Consider the following 17,593-nt stretch of genomic DNA (forward strand, 5'->3'; position numbering starts at 1 on the left):
GACGGAGGGCCTCGCGCCGGTCATCGTCGAACAGGTGGCGCAAGCGCTGCGCGACCTGTCCGGCGAGGGCAAGATCGCGGTGCTGCTGATCGAGCAGAACCTGGGCGTGGCGATCTCCGTGGCCGACCGCATCGGCCTGATGGTCAATGGCCGTATCGCCCAGGAAATGCCGGCAGCGCAACTGGCTGCGGATCGCGAATTGCAGGAGCGCTTGCTCGGCGTTCGATCCGGCGGGGCCGAAGACGATGCCGATGTGCCGGCGCGGCCGGACGCCGCCGAAGCGCCGGCCCCCACACAGGTGTTCACCGTTCGCCGCGCGCATGGCGATGGCGCGCCGTCCTTGGACAACCTGGCGCCGAGCACGGTGCGCGGATTCACGCGGTGGAACGCGGGCGGCACCGCGGCGCCCGTGACGGACATTCCGCGTGCGGCGGCGCCGCCGCCTTCACCCGCATCGCCACCCGCATCGCCGCCAGCGCCCGCCGCAGCGTCGCCCAGGGTCTTCGAGTTCCCGGTCGCCGCCAGCAGCGCGCGCTCGGCGTACGTCGCCGGTACCTTCGACACCAAAGGCCGCGAACTCTCCTTCCTTCGACAGTGCCTTGAAAAGCTCGGCATCCGCGTCGTCACGGTCGATCTCTCGACATCCGGCAAGCCCTCCCCGGCCAGCGTGCATCCACGCGAAGTCGCGCGCCATCACCCGCAAGGCGAATCGGCCGTTTTCAGCGACGACCGCGGCAGCGCCATGACCGCCATGGCGCTCGCCTTCGAAAACTTCCTGCTCGCGCGCCGCGACATGGGCGGCATCATCTCCGCGGGCGGCTCCGGCGGCACATCGATGGCGACCCAGGGCATGCGCGCCCTGCCCATCGGCGTGCCGAAGATGATGGTGTCGACGATGGCCAGCGGCGACACCCGCCCCTATGTCGGGCCGAGCGACATCTGCATGATGTATTCGATCACCGACGTGCAGGGCATCCACCGCATCAGCGAACTGGTGCTGGCCAATGCGGCCAACGCGCTGGCCGGAATGATCGCGCACCCGCCGGTGGTCTCGAACGTCGTCAAGTCGGCCATCGGCCTCACGATGTTCGGCGTGACCACGCCCTGCGTGCAGGCCGTTTCGAAGCAATTGGAGGCGAGCTACGACTGCCTGGTCTTCCACGCCACGGGCGTCGGTGGCCAGTCGATGGAAAAGCTCGCCGACTCCGGCCTGATCGTCGGCGCGATCGACGTGTCGACGACGGAGATCGCGGACGAAATCGTCGGCGGCACGCTCTCTGCCGGCCCGACCCGGCTCGACGTTTTCGCCCGCCAGGCATTGCCGTACGTCGGCTCCTGCGGCGCACTCGACATGGTCAACTTCGGCGCCTGGGACACCGTGCCGGAGCGCTTCAAGGGCCGCAGGCTGTATCGGCACAACCCCAACGTGACGCTGATGCGCACCACCGCCGAGGAGTGCCGCGCCATTGGCGAGTTCATCGCCGTCAAGCTGAACGCGATGCGAGGCCCGGTGCGCTTCCTGATCCCCGAGGGCGGTGTCTCTGCGATCGACAAGCCCGGCCAGCCCTTCCACGATGCGCAGGCCGACAGGGCACTGTTCGGCGCGATCGAGAGCGGCTTCCGCCCCGGCCCCGACCGCAAGCTTCAGCGTCTGCCGCTGCACATCAACGACGAGGCCTTTGCTGATGCGCTGGTGGCCGCGTGGCACGAAGTCTCGCGACCGGCCACCCACACGCGACGGGCCTGACCCGGCAACAAGACGCGAGGAGAGCCAAACCACCATGCCCCGCATCGCTCGACAGACATTGCTGGAACGCTTCCGCGCCAAGATCGCTGCCGGCCAACCCATCATCGGCGGCGGTGCGGGCACAGGCCTGTCGGCCAAGTGCGAGGAAGCGGGCGGCATCGACCTCATCGTCATCTACAACTCGGGCCGCTACCGAATGGCCGGGCGCGGCTCGCTCGCGGGACTGATGGCGTACGGCAATGCCAACGAAATCGTCTGCGAGATGGCGCACGAGGTGCTGCCGGTGGTCAAGCACACGCCGGTGCTCGCGGGCGTGAACGGCACCGATCCCTTCATGATCCCGGACGAGTTCCTGGGCCGCATCATTTCGCTCGGCTTCTCGGGCATCCAGAACTTTCCGACCGTCGGCCTGATCGACGGGATCATGCGTGCCAATCTCGAGGAAACCGGCATGAGCTATTCGCTCGAAGTCGACCTCATCGGCCGCGCCCGCGCGCTCGACCTGCTGACCACGCCGTACGTGTTCTGCGAGGCCGACGCCCGGGCCATGGCCGGCGCGGGCGCGGACATCGTGGTGTGCCACATGGGCCTGACGACGGGCGGCGTCATCGGCGCGGGGACCGCCCTCACGCTGCCCGACTGCGTGCCCCGCATCAACGCCTGGGCGGCGGCGGCGCATGCGGTCAATCCGCAAGCCATCGTGCTGTGCCACGGCGGGCCGATCGCGACGCCGGAAGACGCCCAATACGTTCTGGCCAACTGCCCCGCGTGCGCGGGCTTCTACGGCGCAAGCTCGATGGAGCGGCTGCCCGCCGAGGTGGCGCTGACCGAGACCACGCGCCGATTCGTGCAGATGACGCGATAACACTGGATCAATGGAGACGACTCTTATGTCTGGCGCTCAATTCGGAAGTTTCATCCTCGGCCTGATCGTGGTGGCGATCGTCGTCGCCCTCGCGGTCTGGCTGCTCCACTGGCTCTACCTGCGAAGTTCGAAGGAACGCGCTTTCGTGCGCACCGGCCTCGGCGGGCAGAAGGTGGTGCTCGGCGGCGGCGCCTTCGTGCTGCCCATCGTGCACGACGTGATCCCGGTCAACATGAACACGCTGCGTCTCGAAGTGATCCGCGGCCGCGACAAGGCGCTCATCACCCGCGACCGCATGCGCGTCGACGTGATCGCCGAGTTCTACGTGCGCGTCGCGACCAGCGAGGAGGCCGTGGCCGCGGCGGCGCAAACGCTCGGCCTGCGCACCATGGAGCCGGACCAGTTGAGGGAACTGGTCGAAGGCAAGTTCGTCGACGCGCTGCGCACCGCCGCGGCCGAGATGACCATGGAAGAGCTGCATGAAAAGCGCGGCGCCTACGTCAGGCGCGTGCGCGAAGCGGTAGCTGGCGACCTGACCAAGAACGGCCTCGAACTCGAAGCCGCTTCGCTCACCCAGCTCGACCAGACCGGCATGGAGTTCTTCAACCCGAGCAACGCCTTCGACGCGGAAGGCCTGACCCGTCTCACCGAGCAGATCGAGCACCGCAAGAAGCAGCGCAACGACGTCGAGCAGGACACGCTCATCGCCATCCGCAACAAGAACCTCGAAGCGGAAAAGCTGTCGCTGGACATCGACCGCGAGAGCGAACACGCCCGCCTCGCGCAACAGCGCGAGCTGGAAGTGGCCCGCGCCCGCCAACGTGCCGAGGTGTCGACCGAGCGCGCTCAGCGCGAGCAGGAGGCCGAGGGCGCGCAGATCGCGGCGAAGCAAACCATCGACGCGGCGCGCATCCGATCCGAGCAGACCATCGAGGAAGAGCGCATCGGCAAGGAGCGCGCGATCCAGAGCGCCGAGATCGAGCGCCGCATGTCGCTCGAACTCGCCGAGCAACAGCGCGCCATTTCCGTCGCGCGCGAGAGCAAGGCGCAGAGCGAGGCCGTCGCCGAGGCGGAAACCGCACGCGCCCTCGCCGTGTCGGCCGAAGAGAAGGTCTTCACCGCCCGCGAAGTCGAGATGGCCGAGCGCAAGAAAGCCATCGAACTCATCGCCGCCGCGCAGATCGCCGAGCGCGACGCCCTGCGCCTGACCGCTTCGGCCCAGGCCGAAAGCGATGCCAGCGCGGCACGCGGCGCGGCGGTGCGCGCGCAGGCAGAGGCCGATGCGGACGCGGACAAGATCAGGTCGATGGCCATGCGCGTGCGCGCAGAAATCGAGGCCGAAGCGGCACGCATGATGAACGAAGCCCACAACATGCTCTCGCCCGAGGCCCGCATGTCAGCCCTGCGCATGAAGCTGGTCGAGAAGGCCGAGGCCATCATCCGCGAATCGGTTCGGCCGATGGAACGCATCGACAGCATCAAGATCATGCACGTCGACGGGCTCGGCGGCGGGTCGGGCGGGGGCACGGTCAATGGCGAGGGCGGCGGCTTCGCCGACGGAATGGTCAACTCGGCACTGCGCTTCCGTGCGCAGGCGCCGCTGGTCGACCAGTTGCTGCGCGAGATCGGTATCGAGGGCGGCGACATCCAGCGCCTGGTCGGCAACGCCAGCGGTTCGCAGGCCGCCCTTCCCTCGAACGCGCCAAAGGAATGAACGCATGGTGAGTGTCTACACGTCGAGCGTCATCGACGCGAGCGCCGACAACGTGTGGTCGCGCATCCGCGACTTCAACGGCATGCCGAAATGGCACCCGCTCATCGCGGACAGCCGCATCGAGAACGGCCAGCCCGCCGATCGCGTCGGCTGCATCCGCCACTTCCACCTGAAGGACGGCGGCATGATCCGCGAGCGCCTGCTGGCCCTGTCGGACTACGAATACAGCTGCACCTACGAGATCCTCGAAAGCCCGATGGGCGTCACCGACTACACCTCCACGCTCAAGCTCACGCCGGTGACAGACGGCGCGCGCTGCTTTGCCGAATGGAGCGCAGAGTTCGAATGCGATCCGGGCCGCGAGCGGGAGCTGACCGAATCGATCGGCAACGACGTGTTCCAGGCCGGCTTCGACGCGTTGAAGCGGGCCATGCGCTGAGGCCAGCTCGCCTGCCCTCCGAATGCTGCAGAAGGTCGTGCGCTCCACCATCATCGACGCGCCAATCGAGCGCGTGTGGGCCGTGCTGCGCGACTTCAACAGCCACGACCAGTGGCACAGCGCGGTCGACACCAGCCGCATCGAAGGCAACGAACGCAGCGACCAGGTCGGCTGCGTGCGCAGCTTCACGTTGAAGGACGGCAACCGCATCCGCGAGCAATTGCTGACGCTGGACGACACGGAGCACAAGAGCACCTATTGCATCGTCGAGGCCACCTTGCCGCTGCAACGCTACGTGGCCACGGTGAGCCTCAAGCCGGTGACCGACGGCAACCGCACCTTCTGGCACTGGGCGTCTTCCTTTGCGACGCCGCCGGGCATGGAGCGCGAACTGCACGACAGGGTTGCACAGGGCGTGTACGAGGCGGGCTTCGAAGACCTGCGGCGACACCTCCTGCAAGGCGGCGACCGGCAATCGCGAAACGGCGCGGCAGCAATGCCCACCGCGCTGCCTGCGCCGACGCGCCGCATTGCCATCACGCGCTACGGCGGCCCGGAGGAATTGCGCCCGCAAGACGGGGAAGCGCCACCGCCGCGTGAAGGCGAAGTGCGCATCCAGCAGCGCGCCATCGGCGTCAACTTCATCGACGTGTACCTGCGACGCGGCTGGATTCCGCCGATGCTTCCCGTCTCCGCGGGCTCTCCTGGCGTGCCCGGCATGGAAGCCGCAGGCGGCGTACTGGATGTGGGGCCGCATGTCTCCGGCTTCCTGCCCGGCGACCGCGTGGCCTACCTGGGCCACACGCCGGGTGCGTACTGCAGCGTGCGCAGCGTGCCGGCCGAATGGGTCGTGCGCCTGCCCGCTGCCGTCGAGGACGATGCCGCCGCCGCGCTGCTGCTCAAGGGCATCACCGCCGACTACCTGCTGCACGACCTCGGCCGCGTGCAGCACGGCACCCGGCTGCTGGTCCATGCAGCGGCCGGCGGCGTCGGACTGCTGGTGTGCAACTGGGCGCGCCGGCTCGGCGCTGTGGTCATCGGCACCGTGTCGAGCGAGCAAAAGGCCCGCGTCGCGCGCGAGTACGGCTGCGAGCACGTCATCGTGACCCGCGACTACCGCTTTGCCGACACCGTGCAGCGCATCTGCGGCGGCGCCGACGTGGTGATCGACGGCCTGGGCGACGCGGCCCGCGAAGAGAACCTCGCCGCCCTCGCCCGCCGCGGCCACTGGATCAGCCTCGGCCAGGCGAGTGGCCCCCTCAAGGCGCTCCCACCCGACGCGCTGGTCGCCAAGTCGCTGAGCTTTTCACGACCTGTGGTGTTCGACTATGTATCGACGCAGGCGCAACTCGCAGAGCGCGCCCAGCGCGTGTGGGACGCATTGGCCGACGGCACCATCAAAATGCCGCCCATCGAGCGCTTCTCGCTGGAGGCCGCCGCGCAAGCGCACACGAGGCTCGAATCGCGCGCCACGACAGGCGCGCTCGTGCTGGTGCCCTGACACATTCACGACACCCTGACAGGAGACTTCGATGATCGTCGGCATGAACCACTTCACCGTCACCGCGGAAGACGAGAAGAAGACGCTCGACTTCTACACCGGCCTGCTCGGCCTGAAGGTCGGCCACCGCCCGGACCTTGGATTTCCCGGCGCCTGGCTCTACGGCGCCGGGCCGCAAGCGGTCCTGCACCTCTACTTCGGCCGACCCGTGCCCGAACCGCGCACCGGCGTCATCGACCACATGGCCTTCACCGCACAACGCCTGCGGGAGGTAAAAGCGCGCTTCGACGGGAGCGGCGTCAAATACGACCTGCGACAGCAGGCCGGCGCGGGTACATGGCAGCTGTTTTGCCTGGATCCGAATGGCGCGAAAGTGGAGTTGGACTTTGACGCGTCGGAAAAAATCTGAGCGTCCTGAATTGCACCACCCACCATGGCAACGATCTTCACTGCGCAGCCGGTCACCATCCGCGTCGATGGCGAATCGACCGTCTCCGGCATTGCGCTGGCACCGCCTGACCCGATCGCCTGCTACGTGCTCGCCCACGGCGCAGGCGCCGGAATGACGCACACCTTCATGGCTGCTGCTGCCGAGGGTTTGGCGCAGCGAAACATCGCGACGTTGCGCTACCAGTTTCCCTACATGGAAGCCGGCGGCAGGCGGCCGGACACCCCCGCCAGGGCGCATGCCACAGTGCGCGCGGCGGCGGCGGAAGCATCGAGGCTCTTTGGGTCGCTTCCGCTGGCGGCTGGCGGCAAATCCTTCGGTGGCCGCATGACGTCGCAGGCGCAGGCTCTGGCGCCGCTGCCGGGCGTCGTGGGCCTGGTGTTCCTCGGCTTCCCGCTGCACCCCGCAGGAGAGCCCTCCATCACCCGCGCGAAGCATCTGTCCGACGTCAAGGTGCCGATGCTGTTCGTCCAGGGCACGACCGACAAGCTGGCGGAGCTGGAGAAAATCCGCTCCGTCGTCGCCGGACTTGGCCAGCGCGCGACGATCGTCGAGATCGAGCATGCGGACCACTCTTTCCACGTGCTCAAGCGCACTGGCCGCAACGACGGCGAGGTGCTGGCGCAGGCACTCGACGCCGTGGCCGACTGGGTTCGGAACCTTGTCGCAGCTTGATGTTCGGCCGTGGCGGCCGCGCTTCAACCCAAGAATCTGGTGGCGGTATCGGTGCTGGTCGCGGTCATTGGCCGGCGCACCTTCAAACGGCCGATTGCGGAGCAAACGCAGGATCTACCTGCCGGCGCCCCGCTGCCGGATGGAGGCAAGCCTCAGATCGAGTGACGGAGGTGGAACGGTTCCTGGGCGTCGCGCTTGTCGAGTTCGCGCATGCGGCGCTCGAGGTCATAGATGTCGACGGAGCCAGCGAGGTAGGCGTCTTCGATCTCATGCTGGGTCTGGAAGCTGCGTTGCAGGACGGAAAGGGCGCGGTGGATAAACGACATGGCGGTAATCCTTTGAGGTAGTTGAATGATCTTTGGTACGGGCTCAATTTTAAGGGTTTTCCCCTATTCCGTGTTTTCAGCTTTGTATACAACCGACTGACTCAAAGGGGCTTGTGGGGATATTTCACGACTCGTGATTTCCTGCCCGACAGGCTCCGCCGTTGGCCGGCTGTATATTCATCCAGCCCATGCCACCCGACGCCACTGCTACCCCACCGAAGCCATCGCCCGTGGCCGCGTGCCCTGCGGTGTCGGTCAAGGCCCTGTGTGCGTTCGGCGCCAAGGTGGGCGACCTGGACTTGCGCTTCAGGCCTGCCCCCAGCGCGCAGGAAGGCATGGCCGGCCACAGCCTGGTGCAGTCGCGGCGCGGCGCGGGATACGAGAGCGAGGTATCGCTCTCTTCCATCTGCGCGGGCCTCCTGGTGCGCGGCCGCGCCGATGGCTATGACGCCGGCCGTTGCCGCGTCGAGGAAATCAAGACCTTTCGCGGCAACTTCGACGTCATCCGCGGGAACCACCGGGCGCTTCACTGGGCCCAGGCGAAATCCTACGGATGGATGCTTTGCGAGCGAGAGTCGCTCGACGAGATCTCCGTGGCGCTCGTCTACCTCGACCTTGCCAGCGGCGAGGAAACAGTGCTCGAAGAGCGGTGGCCGCGCGATGCGTTGCGCGCCGATTTCGAGAGGCTCTGCGTGACGTTCATGGCTTGGGCTGAGCATCAGGACGAGCGCCATCGCGCACTGCGACACGCGCTTGAAACGCTGTCGTTCCCGCATGCGGAGTTCAGGCCAGGCCAGCGCGAACTGGCCCAGGGCGTGTACCGCGCCGCCGCTGCCGGGCGCTGCCTGATCGCACAGGCGCCCACCGGCATCGGCAAGACGGTCGCAACCACCTGGCCATTGCTCAAGGGCTGGCCAGCGCACAAGACAAGCAAGGTCTTCTTCCTCACCGCCAAGACCCCGGGGCGCGCGGTAGCGCTCGAAGCGCTCGGCCTGGTCGGCCGCGATTGCGAATCGCTGCGCGTGCTCGAACTCACCGCACGCGAAAAAGCTTGCGAACACCCCGGCAAGTCCTGCGACGGCGAAGCCTGTCCGCTGGCGCGCGGCTTCTATGACCGATTGCCCGATGCCCGAAGGAACGCCATCGCCACGCGCGAACTCGGCCGCGAACAACTGCGCAAGATCGCGCAGGCTCATGCGGTGTGCCCCTACTACCTCGCACAGGAGATGGCGCGTTGGAGCGATGTCATCGTCGCGGACTACAACTACTATTTCGACAGCAGCGCCTTTCTCTTCGCGCTGGCAAAGGAAGAAGAATGGCGCGTCGCCGTGCTGGTGGACGAGGCCCATAACCTGCTGGAGCGCGCCCGCGCGATGTATACGGCGCCGCTGGTCGCGCACTCGTTCGAAGACGCGCACCGCATCGCGCCGGCCGGCATCAAAGCCCGGCTTGCCTCGGTGCGCCGGGAGTGGCGCGCGCTGCAGGCCAGGCAAGCTACCGCCTATGCGGCACTCGATGCGATTCCAGACGCGCTGCAGCAGGCACTGCAGGAGGCCGTGTCGGTCATCGCCGAACACTTCGCCGCCGCTCCGAAGGACGCGCACGGGCCGCTGCAGCAGTTCTTTTTCGACATGCTGTACTTCCTGCGGCTGTCGGACGCCTTCGCCGCGCATTCGGTATTCGAGATCGCGTCAGATGCTGAAGCCGGCGGCGATGCGCTGACCATCCGCAACCTGGTGCCCGCGCCGTTTCTCAAGCCGCGCTTCGCGGCATCGATGTCAACCGTCTGCTTCTCCGGCACGATTTCGCCCTTTCCCTTCTACCGCGACGTGCTCGGCCTTCCCGAGGACACGCTGGAACTGGAGGTCGGCTCGCCGTTCCAGGCACATCAACTGAGCGTCCACATCACGCCGCAGATCTCGACGCGCTTTCATGACCGCGCGCAGTCGCTCGAGGCGTTGACCGATCTTGTCGGCGCGCAGTTCGAACGCCGGCCGGGCAACTACCTCGCATTCTTCAGCAGCTTCGACTACCTCGAATCCGCACATGCGGCGTTCGCGCGGCGCTGGCCCGGCGTGCCGACCTGGAGGCAATCGCGCCGCATGGCCGAGCCGGATCGCGAGGCGTTTGTCGCGCGCTTCCAGCCCGATAGCAAAGGCATCGGCTTCGCCGTGCTGGGAGGCGCGTTCGGCGAAGGTGTCGACCTGCCGGGCGACCGGTTGATCGGTGCTTTCATCGCGAGCCTGGGCCTGCCGCAACACAACGCAAAGAACGAGGTCATGCGCGAGCGAATGCAGACGCTCTTCGGGGAGGGCTACAACTACACATACCTCTATCCGGGCTTGCGCAAGGTGGTGCAGGCAGCCGGCCGCGTGATTCGCACCGAGCGCGACTCGGGCGTGCTTTACCTGCTGGACGATCGTTTTGCGCGGCCCGAAATTCGTCGCCTGCTGCCGCCGTGGTGGCTTGTCGAAAGCTGGTCCTGCAGCCTCACCACGTAGAGAGCGGCACGGCGAGCATTCCGTCGGCCGCTGCGGCAAGACGTCTGGCGGGGTGGCGCTCCAACGTCACTGCAACCGCGCCGGGTCCGGATACACCCATGCGCCGAGGCGCGAACGGTCGAAGGGGCGCCACTCTTCGGGTTGCTGTGCGAGGCGGTCGGCCAGGGCATAGAGCACGGCCGGGTGCGCACCCAATCCGAAATGGCTCGCCAGCACCTCGATGTTCTCGGCCGCGGCTCCCGGCCGCTCGACGCTGCACCGCCACGACACCACGCCGTCACTGCGACTGAAGATCGAGGTCGTCGGCACCGGCGGCGTCGGGCTCACGAGTTGGCGGCGTGCCGCGTCTTCCGCCGGCTGACCGCTGACTTTCTCGTACACCTGCCAGGCCCGCGTCGCGCGCGGGCTTCCGATGAATGGCGTGCCGAGTGTCACAACGCTGCGCACCAGGTCGGGCTGCAGCGAGGCCATCATGCGTGCGAAGACGCCGCCAAGGCTCCAGCCGACCAGGCTCACCTTTTTATGGCCGCTCGCCGCGTAAAGTGCCCTGAGCCGGCGTAGCAGCCGGGCTTCCACGCCGTCGCGCGGTCCCAGGTTCTGCCCCAGGCCCCAGCCGTGCGCGTCATGGCCTCGGCTGTTGAGGTACCGGCGCATCAGTTCGGTGGAACGGTCGCCGGCGCCGAGCCCGGGCAGCACGAGCACCGCATGCCCATCGCCGCGCGGCGTCAGCTGCAGCAACGGCCACAGCGCCAGCGCCGCCCCGGCTTCATAGAGAGCGCGGGCCTCGGCCAGCATGAGCCAGCGCGAAGGCGGTTCAAAGTGTGAGGTCTCGAAGCTCGAAGGGGTGAATTGAAGAACGCTTTCCATGGCAGTGCCCGGTTCCGTTGGTGGGCAAAGACTGCATGAACGGCGCAGACGAACAAGTCAGACGCGGGCGTTTTTGCGAGCGGGAATTTCTCCACCGGCGATGCGTCGCCGAGCACTGGAGCGTCATCGGTCAGGCTTGCGTCGTCGGGCGTGCGTCGTCGGGCGTGCGTCGTCGGGCCTGCGTCGTCAGGCGTGCGTCGTCAGGCGCCTGTACGCGCTGAAATGCCGGATGGCAAGCTGCTTCTCCCCCTCCTGCGCGTAGAGCAATGCCGCATTCTGGTGTGCGTCGGCGATGTCCGGCTGCAGGCGAAGGCATTGCTCATAGCTTTCGAGCGCCTCCTTAACACGGTCGAGGCCTTCGAGGGCGACCGCCCGGTTGTAGTGAACCAGCGGGTCGTCCGGGCAGTGCAGGATGGCTTCGTCCAGCAGCAAGACGGCTTCCTCGCATCGCTTCGCCTCGCACATCATGAAGCCGAGGTTGAGGTACGCATGCGCGTGCGACGGCTCCAGCGCGAGCACGCGCCGGTATGAGGCCTCCGCGGCGGCCGCGTCCGTCTCTTCGAGGTCTTCCGCCTCCGCGAAGATGGCCTCCACATCGATCGCCGGGCTGCCGCCCTGCTTCGGTGCCGGCTTCGAAAGACGGCTGACAGAACCGGCGCCGGGCGCCACGCTGAAGTCCATCACGAGTTGGCCCGTGTCCGGCTCCCACTGCGAGCCTTCCACGCGCACGGCGATGCGGTCGCCCACGGCCGTGATGCGCAATCCAGTGACCGGGACTTCCGGCGGAAGCGTCCTCTTCAGCCGACGCAGCGAGCGCAGGATTTGCCGCGTCGGAATCCCCGCGGCGCGCAGGTCGTGGGCCGAGCGCAGCAGCACCAGGTCCTGGAATGTGAAGCGCCAGGCGCCGCCCGGCTCGCGTGCCGGGTCGACGAAGCCGAGTTCGATCAACTTCGCGACTGCGTGCCGGCTCAGGCCCGACGCCTGCCGGATGCCGCGCAGCGAAGAGGCCGAGAGGGCCGAAGAGGCCGAAGGCGCGGGAGGCGCTGCCGTGCTCACTTCCTCGCGCGCGCACGCGCGGGCGCCGCGGCTTCCTCTGCCACCTTGGCCACCTTCGGGGCGCGCTTGGCGCCCTTGCCTTGCGCGCTGGCGAGCGGGGTGACCACTTCTTCGGCGGCCGCGGGCTTCGCCGGACGCTTTGCTGGCGGCTTGGCGGCGCGCGTGAGGCTGGCGCGCAGCATTTCCGTGAGGTCGATCACTTCGGCACCGCCATGCGCATCTTCCGGGTGTTCGACCGCCACCACCTGCTTGCCTTCGATCTTGGCGTCGATCGCTGCCAGGATGCGCTTCTTCTCCTCGTCCTCGAACATGGTCGGGTCGTAGGTGTCGGTGGATATCTGGTCGATCAACTGGAGCGCCAGCTTGAGCTCAGGCGCCGAGGGGGTGAGTTGCTCGATGTCCAGGTCTTTCAGCGAACGAACCTCGTCCGCATAAAGCAGTTGCTGCAGCACCAGGCCCTCGTCATGCGCACGCACCTGGACGACGTATTGCTTCGACTTCCACACCCATCGTGCCAGCGCACAGCGGCCGCTTTCCAGCATCGCCGCCTTCAGCAGGTTGTAGGGCTTGCCGCCACGCTTGTCGGGCGCAAGGAAGTAGGCCTTGTCGAAGTAGATCGGGTCGACCGCCTTCTCGGGAATGAAAGAGACGATGTCGATCAGGTGGCTGCCGCCCTCTTCCAGCGACTTCAGTTCGGCGGGCTCGAAGAGCACGTAGCGGTCCTTCTCGAACTCGTAGCCCTTCACCATTTCCGACCGCGGCACGACCACCGAGGGATCTTTTTCGGAGACGTATTGCTGCTTCACGCGCGAGCCGTCCTTGGTCAGCATGTTGAAGCGCACCGTGCTCGCGCTTTCGGTCGCCGAATAGAGGCGCACCGGAATCGACACCAGCCCGAAGCCGAGCGAAAGGGATGCAAGGGAGCGTGCAGCCATTGATTTCTCCATGAACTACGAAGCAACGCGTTGCAGCTTGCCACTTTTCGTCGATTTGACAAGTCGGCCGCAGCCGCGACGCAACAGAGGTGGCCAACGACCGACCACCCTCGCCGCCCCACGGGGCCGAGCCCTGACGGATCCAATCAATTCAGTTGTCCACCACACTATCGCGGAACCAGCGACGCATGAAACCAGGACGAGCGCGGCGAACTCTATTCGTGGGCACCCGCGAAACCGGCTTTGCCGGGCCGCCGGTATCGCCCCCTAGAGGGGGAGGCGCCGCAGGCGCTTCGGGGGTGTTCAATTTCCCCCACGCTATCGCGGGACGAGCGACGCATGAAACCAGGACGAGCACGGCGAAGTCTGTTCGTGGGCACCCGCGGAACCGGCTTTGCCGGGCCGCCGGGTGCGCCCCCTCGAGGGGGAGGCGCCGCAGGCGCATCGGGGGTGTTTCATTCCACCGGCTTTGCCGGGCCGCTGGGTGCGCCCCCTCGAGGGGAGGCGCCGCAGGCGCATCGGGGGTGTTCCACATCCTATAGCTTGAAGTCCAGCAGCTTCATTGCCCTGGACAAACCCTGGGGCGCGTAGTCCTTCCAGGGATCGTTGCCCTGGTCGAGCCGCTCGTGAACATTCGCAATGGTCCACTGTGCGCCGCCGCGGACCGAATCGACTTCGTCCCAAGCCAGCGGAATGGAAACCCCCAGCCCCGGCCGCGCGCGCGCCGACCATGCCGCCGCCGTGGTGGCACCGAAACCATTGCGCAGGTAGTCCGGAAAGATCTTCCCGACCCGGTTCTTCGGGCCGCTCTTTGCGACGAAGAGTTGCGGAATCGTTCGCGCCAGATGTTGCACGATGGCCTGCGAGAAGGACTTGGTCGTTTCCCAGTCGTGCTGCTTCTTCAGCGGCACCACCACGTGCAGCCCCTTGCCTCCGCTGGTCTTCACGAATGACGCCAGCCCCAGTTCGTTCAACAGCGCGCGCACCAGATGCGCTGCCTTCTGCATCGACTTCCACGCCACGCCTTCGCCTGGGTCGAGGTCGAAGGTCATGCGGTCGGGCTTGTCGATGGATGACTTGACGGCGTTCCAGGTGTGGAACTCCACTACGTTCATCTGCGCGGCCGACAGCACGGCCCGCGCCGTCGGCACCTCCAGGTATGCGGGATGGGCGGGATCGAGCGCCGTATCCAGCAGCTTCACGCCGGGCATGGATCCTTCGAGGTGCTTCTGGAAAAACAGTTCGCCTTGCACGCCGGCCGGCGCGCGCACCAGCGACACCGGGCGGGCCTTCAGGTGCACCAGCAGCAGCGGGGCCACCAGCCCATAGAAACGCACGAGGTCCAGCTTGGTGAGGCCGGTCGATGCGTCGATGACCCGCTCGGGATGCGTGACCCTGAGTGTCGGTTCGGTCGATGGTCGTACTTCCATGGGAGTCACCTCTTTCGGTCGTTCGCGAACGATCGCCTTGACCGGCTTGTCGGCACGCAGCCCGTGAAACACCGCATGACGAACGCGCCCGGTCCGGGTCCAGTCGCCAAAGCTCACCTCCGCCACCAGGCTGGGCTTGACCCAATGCGCCGTACGGTCCAGCTCGGTCGGGCCGCTGAGCGGGGACGCGGGCGCCGCCAGGGCATCGAGGCGCTTCTTCAGGTCGACCAGCGCCTTCTCATCGAAACCGGTGCCCACGTTGCCGGCGTAGTCCAGTTTTCCCTTGTCACCATGCACCGCCAGCAGCAGCGATCCGAAGCCGGTGCGGGCGCCCTGGGGGTCGGTGTAGCCGGCAATGACGAATTCCTGACGCTGCTGGCACTTGAGCTTGATCCAGCTGTCGGCGCGACGCATGACATACGTCGCATTGCGCCGCTTGCCGATCAGGCCCTCGAGGCCCATGCGGCACGCCGACGCGAGCAGATCCTGTGGCTGCGCATCGAAGCTTTCACTGAAGCGCAGGGCTGCGGGCGGCTTGGCAAGCAACGCATGCGCGATCGCGCGCCGGGTCTCCAGTGGCTCCCCGCGCAGGTCGCGGCCATTCAGGAACGGCGCGTCGAAGATGTAATAGACGATGTTCGCGGTGCGGCTGCTGTCGAACGCGTTCTGCAGCGCCTGGAAGTCGGGCAGGCCCTTGTCGTCGAGGACGACGATTTCACCGTCGAGCCAGCCCGATTCGAGCTTCAGCTTTGGAATCGCGCTGGCCAGATGCTGGAGCTTGTGCGTCCAGTCATGGCCATTGCGCGTGAAAAGCCTGACCTCCTTGCCGTCGACGCGGGCCAGCAGGCGATAGCCGTCGAACTTGAGTTCGAACGACCATTCCGCGGCATTGGCCGGAATTCCGTCAACCAGCGTGGCCAACTGCGGCTGCAACTTCCCGGGCAGCGCTGCCGGCACGCCGGGCAGCGCGCCGGACGACTTTCTGTCCGCCTTCCTGGCGGCCGGCGCGGTTGCGGCCGAGACGGCCCGCGCTCTCAACGGGACCACGCTGTCGGGCATTTCATCGACCAGGCTGAACTCGGTCGCCGGCCGGACGAAAGAGTCCTTCTCCTTGATCAGCAACCAGGGAACCTGCTTTTCCCCGTTGCCCTTGATGCGGATCAGCGCCCAGCGCCCGTGCATCTTGTGCCCGTGCAGTTCGAACTTGAGCATGCCTTCCCTGTAGCCTTTGTGCGCATCCTCGAGCGGCGTCCAGGTGCCCTCGTCCCAGATCATCACCTTTCCAGCGCCGTACTGCCCCTTGGGAATCACGCCCTCGAACTGGTTGTAGGCCATCGGATGGTCTTCCACCTGCACTGCCATGCGCTTGTCGTGCGGGTCGTAGCTCGGCCCCTTCGGCACGGCCCAGCTCTTCATCGTGCCGTCGAGTTCAAGCCGGAAGTCGTAGTGCAGCCGGCTCGCCCAGTGCTTCTGGATCACGAACGCCAGCGCGCCCGCCTTCGTCGCACCTCCCTCCGCAGGCTCGGACGTGATGGCGAAATTGCGTTTGGAACGATAGAGCTTCAGGGGATCGCCGGGCATGCGCTTTCCTTGGTCTGACAGCCGCAAACAGTCGGCAATTGTGCTTTTGTCCTGTACTCATCGTGGGACCGTTCGTCAGCCGAAGCATCGCAACCGCGCAGGACGGCAGCGCAACCTCGGTGCCGTCAACACCAAGGAATACACCTACCCTGCTCGCGTTGAACTTATTTTGTGTATCGATACAGTAAATCGTTCCACCGCAAGCGGTTGAGCGCAATCCGCGCAAGACAGGAGACTCAAGGATGACCTCGACACGGCGCCGGTTCGTCAAGGCTTCCTCGGTCGTTTCCGTTGCGGCGGCGACATGGGCTGGGCCTCTTTGCGCCACCAGTGGGCCTGGGCCCTGTTCGCGACCTGCGCCATCACCGGCACCAACGTCCGGGACGTGGCGCGGCCGGTTGCCGACACGGATGGGTTTGTGAATTCCGCAAGAAGGCACGGAGAGTCCGGGTGAGCAGCATTCATGACGTGGCCAACCGCGCGGGCGTGTCGACCAGCACGGTGTCGAACGTATTGAACGGCCGCAACGACCGCATGAAGTCCGAGACGCTGGCCCGCGTCGAGGCGGCCATTCGCGAACTGAAGTACCGGCCCAATACTTCCGCGCGCCAGTTGAAAACCGGCCGCACGCCGTTGATCGGTGTGCTGGTGCCGTCGATGGCCAACCCGATGTACGGCTTCATTGCGCGCGAGATCGAAACGCTGGCGCAGGAGCGCTACGGCTTTCGCATCATGATCGGCAACACCTATCGCGACCGCGACAAGGAAGCGCGTTTCTTCGAAGACCTGATGGCGCATGGCGTGCGCGGCGTGATCATCATTTCGTCGCTGATCGACGAGCAGCACTTCGAGCGCGCAGCCGAGCGCGGCCTGATCATGGTGAGCTATGACCGGCGCGCGACGCCGGGCGTGGCGTCGGTAATCGATCACGTGACGGTCAACAGCTTCGAATCGGCCCGGCTCGCGACGGCGCACCTGATCGAGCGTGGCCACAAGCGCATCGCGTACGTCACGCCGTCGGGCCGCACGATGAGCCGCGACGAGAAGATCAACGGCTTTCTCCAGGCGGCACGGATCGGTGGCGTCGCGGCGACTGCCCAGGTGATCGAGGGCGTGCCCCCCGATGAATACGGCGACTCGATGATGAGCGAACTGGGCCGCATGCAGGCCGTCCTGCTGGCGAAGTCGAAGAACAGGCCGACCGGCGTGGTCGGCGTGAACGACATCCTCTCCTTCGGGCTGATGGCGGGCTTTCGCGATGCGGGGCTTTCAGTGCCGCAGGACGTTTCGGTCGTCGGCATCGACAACGTATTCCTTTCGAACCTGATGTATCCCGCGATGACCACCGTGCGCGTGCCCGTGCCGGAGATGGCGCAAGTGATGGTCGAGCGCGTCATGGGTCGCCTGGCCGATGCCGACATTCCCACCGAGGAGTTCATGTTCGAGCCCACGCTGGTGGTGCGCGACTCGGTGGCACCACCTCCCGGATCGGTGCGTGCGAGGTAGAC

At 66.6% G+C, this 17,593-nt stretch carries 14 protein-coding genes and 1 pseudogene; 10 read left to right on the top strand and 5 right to left on the bottom strand.

The features are described 5' to 3' along the window. Positions 1-541 precede the first annotated feature (541 nt). The 8 genes and pseudogenes from WKW80_RS14430 to WKW80_RS14465 all read left to right on the top strand — a co-directional run. Positions 542-1,747, top strand: a pseudogene (locus WKW80_RS14430) (Tm-1-like ATP-binding domain-containing protein); the annotation flags it as partial. A gap of 34 nt (positions 1,748-1,781) precedes the next feature. After that, the gene (locus WKW80_RS14435) at positions 1,782-2,612 is read left to right on the top strand and encodes a phosphoenolpyruvate hydrolase family protein (RefSeq protein ID WP_340364259.1); all 831 of its coding nucleotides are present in this window, start codon (positions 1,782-1,784) and stop codon (positions 2,610-2,612) included. Positions 2,613-2,637: 25 nt separating this feature from the next. Beyond that, positions 2,638-4,326: a flotillin family protein gene (locus WKW80_RS14440; protein ID WP_340364260.1), complete on the top strand. Its 1,689-nt coding sequence runs from the start codon at positions 2,638-2,640 to the stop codon at positions 4,324-4,326. A 4-nt stretch (positions 4,327-4,330) separates the two neighbouring features. Further along, on the top strand, positions 4,331-4,765 hold the full coding sequence (locus tag WKW80_RS14445; protein WP_340364261.1) for an SRPBCC family protein: 435 nt from the start codon (positions 4,331-4,333) through the stop codon (positions 4,763-4,765). A gap of 22 nt (positions 4,766-4,787) precedes the next feature. Further along, a complete protein-coding gene (locus WKW80_RS14450; protein ID WP_340364262.1) occupies positions 4,788-6,266 on the top strand; it encodes an SRPBCC family protein in 1,479 nt (492 codons plus the stop codon). A 31-nt stretch (positions 6,267-6,297) separates the two neighbouring features. Then, positions 6,298-6,675: a VOC family protein gene (locus WKW80_RS14455; RefSeq protein WP_340364263.1), complete on the top strand. Its 378-nt coding sequence runs from the start codon at positions 6,298-6,300 to the stop codon at positions 6,673-6,675. Positions 6,676-6,699: 24 nt separating this feature from the next. Further along, a complete protein-coding gene (locus WKW80_RS14460) occupies positions 6,700-7,389 on the top strand; it encodes an alpha/beta hydrolase family protein (protein WP_340364264.1) in 690 nt (229 codons plus the stop codon). Between the two features lie 9 nt (positions 7,390-7,398). Next, entirely contained in the window at positions 7,399-7,554 is a 156-nt protein-coding gene (locus WKW80_RS14465; protein ID WP_340364265.1) for a hypothetical protein, read from the top strand. Here the strand turns inward: WKW80_RS14465 and WKW80_RS14470 are convergent. Further along, the gene (locus tag WKW80_RS14470; RefSeq protein ID WP_340364266.1) at positions 7,542-7,715 is read right to left on the bottom strand and encodes a DUF3563 family protein; all 174 of its coding nucleotides are present in this window, start codon (positions 7,713-7,715) and stop codon (positions 7,542-7,544) included. The genes WKW80_RS14465 and WKW80_RS14470 overlap by 13 nt on opposite strands. A 188-nt stretch (positions 7,716-7,903) precedes the next feature. On the opposite strand from WKW80_RS14470, the gene WKW80_RS14475 reads away from it, so the two are divergent. Then, positions 7,904-10,216 carry a helicase C-terminal domain-containing protein gene (locus tag WKW80_RS14475; RefSeq protein ID WP_340364267.1) on the top strand — a complete coding sequence of 771 codons (2,313 nt, stop codon included), beginning with the start codon at positions 7,904-7,906 and terminating at the stop codon, positions 10,214-10,216. A gap of 66 nt (positions 10,217-10,282) precedes the next feature. Here the strand turns inward: WKW80_RS14475 and WKW80_RS14480 are convergent, their stop codons facing one another. The 4 genes from WKW80_RS14480 to ligD form a co-directional block, all read right to left on the bottom strand. Continuing rightward, positions 10,283-11,083, bottom strand: a complete 801-nt coding sequence (locus tag WKW80_RS14480; RefSeq protein WP_340364268.1) for an alpha/beta fold hydrolase — start codon at positions 11,081-11,083, stop codon at positions 10,283-10,285. Between the two features lie 186 nt (positions 11,084-11,269). Next, on the bottom strand, positions 11,270-12,139 hold the full coding sequence (locus WKW80_RS14485; RefSeq protein ID WP_340364269.1) for a tetratricopeptide repeat protein: 870 nt from the start codon (positions 12,137-12,139) through the stop codon (positions 11,270-11,272). Then, on the bottom strand, positions 12,136-13,074 hold the full coding sequence (ku, locus tag WKW80_RS14490) for a non-homologous end joining protein Ku (protein ID WP_340364270.1): 939 nt from the start codon (positions 13,072-13,074) through the stop codon (positions 12,136-12,138). Before ku ends, WKW80_RS14485 begins: the two co-directional genes overlap by 4 nt. 536 nt (positions 13,075-13,610) lie before the next feature. Further along, a complete protein-coding gene (ligD, locus tag WKW80_RS14495) occupies positions 13,611-16,085 on the bottom strand; it encodes a DNA ligase D (RefSeq protein ID WP_340364271.1) in 2,475 nt (824 codons plus the stop codon). Positions 16,086-16,535: 450 nt separating this feature from the next. Between ligD and WKW80_RS14500 the strand changes: the two genes are divergently transcribed. Continuing rightward, entirely contained in the window at positions 16,536-17,591 is a 1,056-nt protein-coding gene (locus WKW80_RS14500; protein WP_340364272.1) for a LacI family DNA-binding transcriptional regulator, read from the top strand. Positions 17,592-17,593 lie beyond the last annotated feature (2 nt).

The sequence above is a fragment of the Variovorax humicola genome (assembly GCF_037889915.1).
Classification (GTDB): Bacteria; Pseudomonadota; Gammaproteobacteria; order Burkholderiales; family Burkholderiaceae_C; genus Variovorax; species Variovorax humicola.